The 12,955-nt window shown below is 40.2% G+C and carries 4 protein-coding genes; all 4 read left to right on the top strand.

The window, feature by feature from the left end:
• The first annotated feature begins 114 nt into the window (after positions 1 to 114).
• The 4 genes from IPK35_04775 to IPK35_04760 are packed head-to-tail and all read left to right on the top strand — an operon-like array spanning position 115 to position 12,867.
• Complete coding sequence (locus IPK35_04775) at positions 115 to 1,815, top strand: hypothetical protein (GenBank protein MBK8052600.1); 1,701 nt, start codon at positions 115 to 117, stop codon at positions 1,813 to 1,815.
• Positions 1,816 to 1,838: 23 nt separating this feature from the next.
• A complete protein-coding gene (locus IPK35_04770; protein MBK8052599.1) occupies positions 1,839 to 3,794 on the top strand; it encodes a hypothetical protein in 1,956 nt (651 codons plus the stop codon).
• 8 nt (positions 3,795 to 3,802) lie between these two features.
• Entirely contained in the window at positions 3,803 to 6,823 is a 3,021-nt protein-coding gene (locus IPK35_04765) for a carboxypeptidase regulatory-like domain-containing protein (GenBank protein ID MBK8052598.1), read from the top strand.
• 14 nt (positions 6,824 to 6,837) lie between these two features.
• A complete protein-coding gene (locus IPK35_04760) occupies positions 6,838 to 12,867 on the top strand; it encodes an HYR domain-containing protein (GenBank protein MBK8052597.1) in 6,030 nt (2,009 codons plus the stop codon).
• Positions 12,868 to 12,955 lie beyond the last annotated feature (88 nt).

The following is a 12,955-nucleotide window of genomic DNA, read 5'->3' as shown; positions in this document are numbered from 1 at the left end:
TGTAAATATATATCTTTGCATTTCCAACCTGAAACTATTAGCGTAAATAGTTGAAATACCTGTTTTAAGGGTAAAGAGAATGAAGTAGAATTTTATTTAATAAAAATTCTATTCATGACAAACACAGTTTTATTCAAGCAACCCCAATTTACTGCTTTGAAGAAGTATCTTGTTTTATACAAGATAGCTCTGATTTGTTTTGTCTTTTTCATTCAGTTATCCATTAGTTTTGGTCAGACATTGACTACCAGACTAGATATATCGTCTCTAAAAGTATGCAGAGACACAGCCAGGCTCACTGTCAAATTAGTCAACAATACCGGTTCATCAATATCAGATGGACGCTTTGTTGTCGACTTGGGTACTTTGGTCTTCAGTACATTTGTTGGCAAAACGGGATCTTCAACATCTCCTAATATCAATTACATATCAGGAGTCCGTGACACATTTAAGCTTGATGGGATACTTAATGACATGGATTCTGTTGAATTTGTGTTATCGATTCGTACGAATGCTATCCATCTTTCAGGAGGACCATATACAATCTCAACAAGTTTTGATCATGGAGGAGGTTCAGTTGCTCCGGTGACAAATCTGGTTACCGTATTGCGGCCTTCTTCACCACAATTGCAGATGACCTATTCAGGTCCTACATCCATAAGTAGATGTAATACTCCTGTTATGTTTTGTGATACCATTCGAAATGTTTCAGGCAGTGGTTTTGATGTGCAGAATATCAGAGCTTCGCTTTTTTTTCCTTCTGGTACCATTATTTCGGGTGTGACTATTATTCCAGCTACTATTACATATAATTCTGTCACGCAGGCATTATCACCTTTTAGCCTGAATGATGGCCAAGCAGTCGTCATTTGTTATACAAAGAAGATTGATTGTTCTGTGACTGGAACTACAAAGGATAGTATTTCTATTTTGCACAATCCCGTTTGTCCAGGAACAGATGTATTGGTAACATCCACTTCGCCGAGCGTGGCCGTAAATAGTGCAAGTTTGTCAATATCTGGTGCTCCGTCCGGTACCACAAATGTAAATAGGGGAGATACCCTAATGTATACTATGACCATCAATAATGCAGGCCCTGGAGCGACAGATAGTGCAAGGCATTGTGTACAAGGTGCTCCAAACATACAGCTGATCGGTGTAGAAGTGTCTGGCACGCCACTGACACCATCCTCATCATCACCAGTCGGATTTACTTGCTTCAATTTGCCAACATTGGGTAGCGGTGCAAATGTAATGATCACAGAAAAGTGGCGGGTCATTGGTTGTGATTTACCTACTATCAATACCATCTCTAGATTATCCAATTTTGGATGTAATAGCATGACCTGTGGAACTACGCTTACAACCAGCAATGAGGTCAATGTATTGATCCCAACCAACAGTATGCGGATAGATACACGCACACCATCTTTACTATCCAGATGTGGTGCAGTGGATACTGTCCATGTGACCATAAGAAATACTGGAGGCCCACACGACACACTGAAAAACGTTATTTCCAGATTAAATCTACCCGCAGGATTTGTGCAAATAGGGGTGTCAGGTATGGGCGTGATTTATACGGGTATCAATGATTCGATCTCTATTCCAAATATTTTACCTCAGGATTCTGCAAAATTTTATATTCTCGTCAGGGCAACATGCACAGTGGCTTCAGGTTCATATTCTTTTAGTTTTTTTGCAAAAATACAACACAACCATGTATTCAAAATAATGCTCACCAAGTCAACACCAGCTTTATTCCTGTTCAGTCGGCCGATTTATCCATTACAGCTTCGACTCCTGCTACTTTAACTCCTTTTGCAGGGGGAACCTACATGATCACCAACACTGTGGCTAATGGTGGTAATGGTGCCATAGATTCTGTCTTTTATTGTTTAAACATTCATCCTAATGCAACATTGACAGGGATAACTATCGGGGGAATGAATATTCCTTTGTTTTCTTCTACACCTACCCAAAACTGTTATATTATAAATCGAGTCCTTCTTGATGCAGCATTAGGCGTTGGTGTACCTTATATGGGCAATACCATTCAAGTAGTAGAAACCTGGACATTTAACAGTTGTGCTTTTCCGGCCCAGGATTTATTAAGAAGTGCCAGATTTGGTTGTTATGGACAAACATGCCAGACATCAAATACAAGGCCTACAGGTATAAGTTTTGGAGACGCCATTCCTAATGTTTCTATGTCTATTACTTCTGCTACCAGACCAGCATGTTTTGTAGACAATCCATCTGTAGTTACTGTAAGGGTATCCAACACAGGAACTGCTCCTTTAGCCCAGCTGGTGTATACTATTACTGCAGGAAACAATGCCATAAATGTAGCGTCTATAGAGATCAGGAATCAAATGGGTGCGTTAGTGATGGATCAGATGATTGATGTTAGCAATTCCCCAGCCCATTGTTCAGGTGGTGTTCGATCTGTCAGAGATACAATCCGAAATGTTGATATCCCGGCAGGTAGTTATATTGAAATTCAATATTCTTTATTACACAGTTGTTTATGTACAACAGGCTGTAGTACCAATGACATATATAATAGCAGTGTCAGGATCAATAGCTATACTGAAAATTGTGGTTTTAGATTTACTTCTGATAGCAGGGTAGAGACAGCAGACTTTGATGCATATATCGGTGGATATGTAGAAGGAACCCAGGATTTATTCACATCAGGAAGTGTACAGTATACTACTACAAGCATGGAGTTGGATTGGTTTAATGGAAGTTATCCAAATGCATACATTGAAACTAAATATATACTGCCTCAAGGCATAGATTATATTCCAAATTCGATAGTTTGGACGGATCCTAATGGGTTAGAATTTCCTAACCCTTCAGAAACTTATGTAGATGGAACCGCTGGAGCACCTGATACGGTTGTTGTTCGTTGGAATAATGCTTTGCGTCCTTTAGGGTTTATCTTTAGTGGAGGTAACAACTTCCGGTTTAATGTTGTAAGTGATTGCACAGAAAGGACGGCGACTGGATGTTCACAATTTTGGGATCTTGATATCACCGCTCAGACAGATCTTACCATAGATACTACTTGTACCAATTGTAGGACGAGATGTATATGGGCAAATCCAGCGTTAAACATGAGATTACATTGCCCTGGTCCTGGTCCTTGTATTTGTCAGGGTATGGTATTTGACGATTTTAGAGTACGGAGAACCAACTTTGGTATTCCTGATAATAATAATGATCGTACCCCTGATGGTGCATCTATAAATCTCGCATTGGTAGAAAGAGATAGATTTATCACAGGAGACACACTCAATGCCTACTTTGAAGGGACTGTGGCCAATAATTCTTCCACTTTTACACATGGTTTTGCCGTTGTAGATTTAGATCATGCCAATTTCATTCCTTTAAGTGCTACAGTGATGATAATAGATGTAAGTGCATCTACCACCTACACATGCAATGCTGTGCCTTTGACCGCTGATTTTACAGGAACTAGAATCATTGCTGATTTTTCACCAGCAGCATTAAATGCCTTAGGATGTACCATACCTAATACATATACTTTTGATAATAATGACAGAGTCATCGTTAACATCAATTACAAAATAAATGATCCATTTTCAGGAATACAACGATTAATCACTGTACCCACCCAATTTTACTTGTCCAATATGCGATTTGGATTGGGTACTGTAAACCAGTGTAATGTCAGACAAGACAGAGTGTCTCAGATTGGCATTCAGAGAGAAAGAGAAATGAGTGCTTCCAATTTTGGCGCTTGTGATTTGCCAGAATTTTTGTAAGAGAAAGATTGTATCTGGGTGGAAGGGGAACAGATGAGTTTCCTTATGAAATCAGACAAATCGGTATTCCCAAAGAGTTTACATTTACAAAACCAGACGAATTCGTTCATCGACCTGATCGCTTGGGCATTCGTTTGACCCAAAACATTAGTCCAGGAAGTACTAATATTGTAAATCTAGTCAATGGCACCATACCATCGTCATTCATTACTATAAACAGTAATGAGTTAAAACTAAACACAGAAGCATATCTGAATAGTCTTGGCAATCCTAGAATACCTACAGATGAAGGATTTACAATTGACTACTATCCAAGAATTCAAGGATCATGTAAGTCTTTGCCAGGTATGTATTCTTACATGTTTGAACAAATATTAGGGGTTGACAGTGAGTTGTTTGGCAAAGATACATTGCAAGTAAATTCAATGACCAAAACATTTGAATACCTAGGTGGAGCACAACTTGTAGCAGCAGCATCTTCTGTAAATGTGAGCATCTGTTCTGCCAGTGAAGATGTCAGCCTAAATGTTAGAAACATTACCAATTTTAATGCCCCAAATTCATTTGTCACTTTAAGAAGTCCAAGTGGAGGATTGGTGGGCTTTGATTTGATAGATTCAAGTAATAATATGGTCATAACCCCATTACCGTTTGGCATTTATCCATTGGGCAATATTGGGCCAAATGGCAGAAAAGGCCTTATCTTGAGAGTCAGGACAAATAACTGTTTGAGAGACAGCCTGGAGTTTGTTGCCGGTTGGGGATGCGAAAGTTATCCTACCACTGTAGAAGAGGCACTTTGTGCAGATCCATCTAAAATATACTTTATACCTGCAGGGTCTGGACTCAATATGAATGTTTTGACACCTGCAGTGGATATCATTACAGATTTATGCAATGAGGTCACTTATGAAGTGGAAATACTAAGTACCAATTTAGGATATTTGAGAGATATATATTTTCAGGCACAATTTGCACCAAATGAAACATTTGTGCCGGGGAGTATGCAGTTAGCTTATCCCTCCGTGACTAATGGAGGTACATACACTAATGTTACAAATCCAAATCCCATTTTAGGAGGTTTTGACATGGATGTGTCTCCACTCAATAATGTATTAAATACAGTAGGATTGGTGGGTTCAAAACAACTGACCAGAAATAAAGTGAGTTTAAGATTCAGGACAGTGACTTCCTGCAATTTTGCATCGGGTTCGAGGGCGAGATTTCTTACAACTGCAAACAGTGCCTGTGGAGACCCACTTACTGCAATATCAAAAACAGCTGCCAGAATCAGAGTAACTTCAGAACCTCCAAGTTTTAATGTGAACCTGGCACTTGGTGATTTGACACTCAATGCCTGTAATAATCAGAGAGGCCTTTCTGTTGTGAATATGGTACTCAATAGTGGATCGCCATCAGTAAATGACTCTATCAAATATATATTGCCACCGGGTATCGTGTATGTACCTGGATCATATACACCTATCAGCAATGCTGTATCTTCACCACCTTTGATATCCAATATTGGCGGTGTTCAGACTTTGGCATGGCCATTTAGACCCGGACTAGGATTGAACTCCAATATCTCTTTTAGCATTCAGGTGGAGGCAGTTGACATTGGTCAGCTATGTACTGATTATACGATCGTGGTACAAGCATACTCTACGATCAATGATTTGTGTGGTACACAAACATGTAATGTCGGAGTAATAGCAGGAGAAGGTACACAGAAAGTCTCCATCGTAAAACCAAAACTAAAGTTTCAAAGCCTCACCGGTTCTCTCACGTTACTCCCGGCGCCAGCCAATCAAGTAAAGGCTGTATTTAATGCTACAATACTCAACATGGGTGCAGCATTGCAAGCCGGATCTACTATCAATATGCGTATTTATGATGATAGAGATGGTGATGGATCATTAAGCGCTGGAGATGTATTTATCACCACCGTATCAGGTACAAATGCTTCAGTACTATTACCAAACCAAACGATTTCTATCATGGGTATGGGTACATACACCGCAGGTACTCCATCTATTTGTTCAGTGATAGCTGTATTAGATCCTGCATTTACATGCACTTGTGATTTAGAAACATCATTTAAGGTAACACCTGAGATCAACATCACGATGGATACTGAGCCTGAAGTTTGCAGTAATACAATATTGGCAATCGGACCTGCAGCTACCACAGGATATGCAGTCCAATGGGTTAGCATAGACGGTTCAAATCTGGCTTTATTATCATCTACTACCACTACTCCTACCAATTTTAGGATGGTCAATACCACCGGAATGAATCAGATAGTAAAATATGCGATTCGTACGAGTGCAGGTGATGATTGTTATGTTTATGATACCGTAGCTATAACTATTTTTCCTGCATTTATGGATATGGTTTCCTTGCAAGCTTGCCAAAATCAATCATACTCGCTACCCGCTGCAACAATTTCAGGCACTGGATATGTATGGACGCCTACGACAGGGCTTACCTTTCCCGGACCTGACAATAGATATGCAAATATTACTTCCGTAGCTCCAGGTGTAACTAATTATAGCTTAACTTACACGGATGCCAATGGCTGTCCTGCCAGTTACAATTATGAAATTACAGGCACGGATTGTGGCACAGCTAATACAAGGATTGGCGATTATGTCTGGTTTGATTTGGATAAAGACGGGATTCAGGACTCTGGAGAAGTTCCTATATCTGGACTGACTGTCAATCTTTATAATGCGAATAATGGAACGATTGTCTCATCTACAACGACGGATGCAAATGGTAGTTACTTATTTGATTATTTACCGCAAGGCAATTATTTTGTAGAATTTGTACCATTAAATGGGTTTATGGTCACTACTCCAAATCTAGGGACACAAGGTGTAAATAGTGTAGCCAATATTACCACAGGAAGATCGCCTAATTATTTTTTACCATTGGATAGCGAAACATTGTATGTGGATGCAGGAATGACCGCCATGTGTAATCTGGAAATGAATGTAACCGTTGGTCCGCCACAACCACTACCTTAAAAAGAGTGGTTACAGTGGATTTAGATTGGGAAGATAACGTGTATACATATGCTTTTTTGAATGGTAGTGACACCATAACGGTGGATGTTTTAGGCAGGACTTTCAAAGTGCCGATCAATACAGTAGATGGCAGTCATTCTTTTACTTTTGACTGGCAACCTACAATGAATACAACGGTAAGTGCGACTGCATCTTTTAGATATGCGCCAATGTGTTCTGACAATGTAAGTCCGGGCAGTTTTGGTCCTTGTACATTTGATTTGGCTTTGAGAAAAACAATAGTGACACCAACTTCACCAGCTTATAAATATGGTGATGTTTTACAATACAGAATAGAAGTATTTAATCAAGGTACAATTCCTGCAGCAAATATTAACATCATAGATTATAAACCTGTGGGTCTTGAGTTTGTATTGGCACAAAACCCAGATTGGTTTTTAAACCCTCAGAATAATGCAGAAGCGTTTATTCCCGGACCGATATTGCCAGGACAGTCTGTTTTTAAGGATATTTATTATAGAATATTAATGCATACAGGCAGCACAGATGCATGGACAAACTTTGCGGAAATAACCTATGCAGAAGACAATGCGGGTAATAACAGAAGTAATTATGATGTGGATAGCTCACCAGATAAAAACCCTTCTAATGATGCTGGAGGTCAACCAGGAACAGCAAATGATAATCGTTTGGATGGAAACGGTACAGATGATTCAGATGATCATGATGGAGCAAGATTCTCTATTTTCGATCTGGCTTTGATTAAAACAATCGTTACTCCGCCACCATACACTTTTGGACAGGATGTACAGTTTGACATTACTGTTATAAATCAGGGTAATGAAACAGCCAATACCATAACAGTAGTAGATAATATTCCATCAGGATACAGCTACAGACCAGTGAATTCCCCTGCATGGAGTCACTCATCAGGTGTAGCCACCAGGACCATCGTTAATCCTTTACTTCCCGGAACAAGTACAACGATACCAATAATATTACGCATCGAAAGTGCAGCATCAAACCAATACGTAAACATAGCTGAAATCTCTGCGGCCACCAATAGCGCAGGAATGTCAGCTACTGATTTTGATGGAATTTTTGATTCAGATCCAGCCAATGATCCAGGTGGGATGCCGGATACACCTTCTGATAATGCTCAAAATGGTAATGGTACCGGAACGGGTAGTCCAGAAGCAGGCGATGAAGATAATATGGACGTAGCCAGAGTAGCCATTCCTGTCATATCTCTACAGAAGTCTGTTGTAAGCATAGCACCTGCATCAAGTGGAAATGTTGCCAATAACGATGTGACTTTTTCCCTGACACTCCAAAATCCAGGCAACGAAACATTGACTATGCTGACACTTTCAGACAATTTTATAGCTCAGTTTGGTGGTAGTTTTATTCGAATTGTAAATATGCCATCGATTTTTTCATCAACAGCAACAACAAATCCTGTTTTAAATACTGCATTTAATGGTGGTGTCAACCATCAGATTTTTAATGGTATGACTGGAGTTTTGGCGCCGACACAATCGATACAGGTGAGACTAACTCTCGAACTTATGGATGTCGACCCAGTCAATCCATTGGTTAACGAAGCTATTACCACAGGTAAAGATCGATTTGATTCCATAGTAAGAGATACAGCCCAAGCAAACGTGAGCCTTCCAACTTGCTTTCTTAAAGTCAATTGTCCTGTTCCGAATCAAGGGAATTTTTCTTGTCTCAGTCAAGTACCAGCGCCTGCAACAACAGTAGCAGCATTCAACAGTCAGTTTGGAGTCAATGCCATCGAAAGATTTTGCAGTACACCAACTATAACTGCTTCTGATATAGTCACAGGTACAGGATGTGCAGCCAGCCCAAGAGTGATAATGAGAAGATATATCATTACTGACAGTGGAATAACACCTATAGGCATTCAGAGGGACACTTGCACTGTTATCTATACTGTAGTTGACAGTATCAAGCCTGTATTTATGACGCCACCTTGTGATATCATTTTGGAATGTGGTGCCAGTGGAAATACTGCTGCTATAAATACATGGCTTACCCAAAATGGAAAATCAGTGGTCATGGATAATTGCGGAGGCTCTGTCACAATAATGAATTCAATCGAAGAGGTAAATAATACATGTGGAGGCACAACGAATACAAAGTATCGTTTTACTGCAACAGATGCCTGTGGTAATATTCAAGTGGCATATGGCAATGTAATATTATTAGACAGGACTGCCCCATCATTGACATTGCCTACCACCGCAAAAACAGTAAGTTGTAGTCCGACTACAGCAGCTAATACTGCCTTGGCCAATTGGTTAAACAGTGCATCATCGTCCGATGCTTGTGAAGGGACTATCAGGGTAAGTCATGCACTGGTTACAACACAAAGAGTGTGTACTGCCACCAATGGAACAAATGTTTTGAATGTTTATAATTTTTCTGCCACAGATTCATGTGGAAACTTCCGGACAGCCAGAGATACATTTACTATTGTTGACAATACTCCACCTACGATAACTGCACCAACCAATCTTACGGTAGGTTGTGGTCAAGACATAGGAGCAGCTGTAGTAGATTGGTTAGACAATTACTCCGTTTCAGAAGCTTGTCAGACGTATTCAGTCACAAATAATTTTAATGGTCAGATTCCAAATTTATGTGGAGGTATGCAAACTGTAACATGGACTGTGACTGATGGTTGTGGCGCTACAGGGAGTACGTCTGCTATGATCATAGTAACTAATGATAATGCAAGACCAACATGGATCAATTGTCCTTCAGATATGACTGTAAATGTGGACGTGGATCTCTGTAGTGCAAATGTTATTTTTTCTCGGCCAATAGCTTCGGATTGCAATGGTCCTGTTACATATGCACAGATTGCAGGTCCAATATCAGGTTCAGTATTTCCTCTTGGTTCTACCTTGGTAAGGTTTACAGCGCGGGATAGATGTGGAAATATGGATACATGCTCATTTAATATCGTAGTAACAGATAGCCAGAAACCAAGTGTAAGGTGCCCTCAAAATATTACCGTTTGTAATGATCCGGGTACTTGTACATGGGCCTCGACTGTAGCTACAAATCCTATAGGAGTGGACAACTGTACAGGGTCAACCATTAGTTACACTATCTCAGGAGTAACTTCAGGTAGCGGAAATGATAGTGTTCCGTTGAATACTAGTTTTGGGTTGGGTATATCTACAATTCAATACATTATTACTGCCCCAAATGGGCAAAGAGATACTTGCAGATTTACAATACTTGTAAGAGATTGTCAGACACCGGTTATTACTTGCCCAACGGCTCAGCCATTGTTTCTATGTGGCAATGCCACTTTGGAAGCCGATATTTCTTCCTGGTTGAATACCGCAAGCATTTCTGATAATTGTGCCCCAACACCTTCAAGAACCGTAAATAGAATTAGTACTGTTGATCAATGTGGTAATACAGAAAGAAGGCTGTATCAAATCACAGCGACCGATGCTGCCAATAATCAATCATCGTGTTTTGTGGAAGCTGTAATAACTGACACCATACGACCAGTGATTGTAACACCAGCATCAAACAGAACTGTACAATGTAACGGAGTGGGCAACATAGACTCTTTGATGGCTTGGTTGACCAATCATGGGGGTGCTGTCGCAACTGATGCAGGATGTGGAAATGAGATCCGATGGTCTCATAATTTTAATGGCCTTAGCGATCTATGTAGTAGTACGGGATCCGCAGTGGTTACTTTTACTGTAACAGATGACTGTGGCAATAGCAGACAAACCACGGCGACATTTACTATAGAAGACACCACTCCTCCAACGATAACTGTACCTTCCAATCTTACACTTTCATGTGGCAATACTAATAATAATTCGATCATCAGTGGGTGGCTGGAAAGCTATGTTGCACTGGATATGTGTGGAAGTGTAACTGTTACCAATGATTTTACAACTCTTCCCAATACATGTGTGGCACCCAATAATCAACGGGTAGTGACTTTTACAGCAACGGATGCATGTGGAAGAACTGCTCAGGGCATGGCGACTGTTACCATGGTGGATATTTTGAAACCTGTAGTCATGAGACCACCTTCAGATTTGATTGTACAGTGTGGTCAGGACAACGTCAGCACCATAAGTAACTGGATAAATACAAGAGGCGGAGCTATGATTGCAGATGAATGTGCACCAGGCCTGACATATACTTTTACTGGGGCTACTCCTATAAGAACGTGTGGGTCAACCGCAAACACATTATACACTTTGACTGCTACAGATAGTTGTGGCAATACTGTCACAACATTTGCGAGTTTGATTACCATTGACACATCAGCTCCGATTATAACATTACCTACTGTAGTCGACTCGGTACTGTGTGATCCCAACACTTCAGCACAACAGGCTCTGGACACATGGTTAAATAATGCAAGTGCATCTGATCTGTGTCAGGGAAATGTCAATGTGGTCACCTCTCTCATAAACACACAAAGAATTTGCAGAACAAATAATCAAACAGATATTTTACATATATATTTGTTTACGGCTACTGACGGTTGTGGAATTATCTCTACAGGAAGGGACACATTCAGAATTTATGATAATGTAAGACCAAATATTGTAGCTCCGGCAGATTTGACAATTTCATGTGGTCAGGAAATTGGAGCGGCTTTGATCCCTTGGCTAAATGGTTATACAGTAACAGAAGCTTGCCAAACCTACACTATCACAAATAATTATGATGGTCAGATACCAAATTTATGCGGCGGATCACAAGCGGTTATGTGGACTGTTACGGATGGATGTGGTGCTACAAACACAGCCTCAGCTAATATTGTTGTCGCATTAAATAATAACAAACCTACATTTGTAAATTGTCCACCGAATTTAACAGTCAATGTGGACGCTGACTTATGTTCTTCCAATGTAATTTATAGTACTCCAGTGGCAAATGACTGCAACGGATCTGTAAATGTGCAAAGAATAACAGGTTTAGCATCTGGAAGTAGATTTCCTTTGGGTACGACTATGATAGAATTTGAAGCTATCAATGCTTGTGGTGTAAGAGATACATGTCGATTTAGCATCACGGTTCAGGATTCCATTGCACCAAGAATACAATGCCCGGGCAATGATGTAGTCGTATGTGCCAATTCAAGTTGTGTATGGCTCAGCACAACTGCAATCAACCCTTCAGGTATAGAGAATTGTCCGGGAGCAAATATCGAATACTTGATTACTGGCCAAACTTCAGGTACTGGTACAGGTTCGGTTCCATTGTCTACCACATTTAATTTAGGGACTTCTACGATACGATATATCGTCATTGCTGCCAACGGACAAAGGGATACTTGTCAGTTTAATGTAATAGTCAATGATTGTACACCACCTGCCATCAAATGTCCATCAAACCTCACTTTGCAATGTGATGATTCGGGCAACGATGCAGCTATTTTGACCTGGAGAAACTCAGTAACCGGCTCTGACAATTGTACTGTCAATATACAATTTACATCCACTTTGATTTCTACAGTGGACCAATGCGGTAATAGTGAAAGGCGTCTTTATTATTTTGTAGCGAGAGATACTGCTGACAATATAGCTTCATGTTTTTCTGAAGTAATCGTAAGAGATACTATAAAACCGGCAATTACTACACAAGCTTCCAATCTTTTGGTGGAGTGTGATGGTCAAGGCAATACTGCACAATTACTCAATTGGTTGAATACTAATGGGGGTGCAGTAGGTACAGATCGTTGCGGAAATGTAAGGTGGACAAATAATTTTGGAACTTTTTCTGATTTATGTGGAAATTCAGGAGCAGTGACAGTTCGATTTACAGCATTAGATGATTGTGAAAATGATAGTACAACAACTGCTACTTTCACAATTAGAGATACATCAAGGCCCGTTTTAATTTGCCCCGAAAATATTACTATTGAATGTGGAAACACACTGAATAGCGCTGTAATCAGCAACTGGCTTGCTACAGCTACAGCTCAGGATATTTGTAGTGGCACTGTTACTCTCACCAATAATTAGCCGGGCACTCTTATTGCAGGATGTGGCAATACAGGAGTCCATACAGTGTCATTTACAGCGCGTGATGCATGTGACAGTGTGACTACAT

It is taken from the genome of Saprospiraceae bacterium, assembly GCA_016713025.1.
Taxonomy (GTDB): Bacteria; Bacteroidota; Bacteroidia; order Chitinophagales; family Saprospiraceae; genus OLB9.
This window is presented reverse-complemented; position numbering and strand designations above follow the sequence as displayed.

Coding starts and splice junctions, on each gene's coding strand:
- IPK35_04770 (MBK8052599.1), top strand. CDS start 1,839: ATGATCACCAACACTGTGGCTAATGGTGGTAATGGTGCCATAGATTCT.
- IPK35_04775 (MBK8052600.1), top strand. CDS start 115: ATGACAAACACAGTTTTATTCAAGCAACCCCAATTTACTGCTTTGAAG.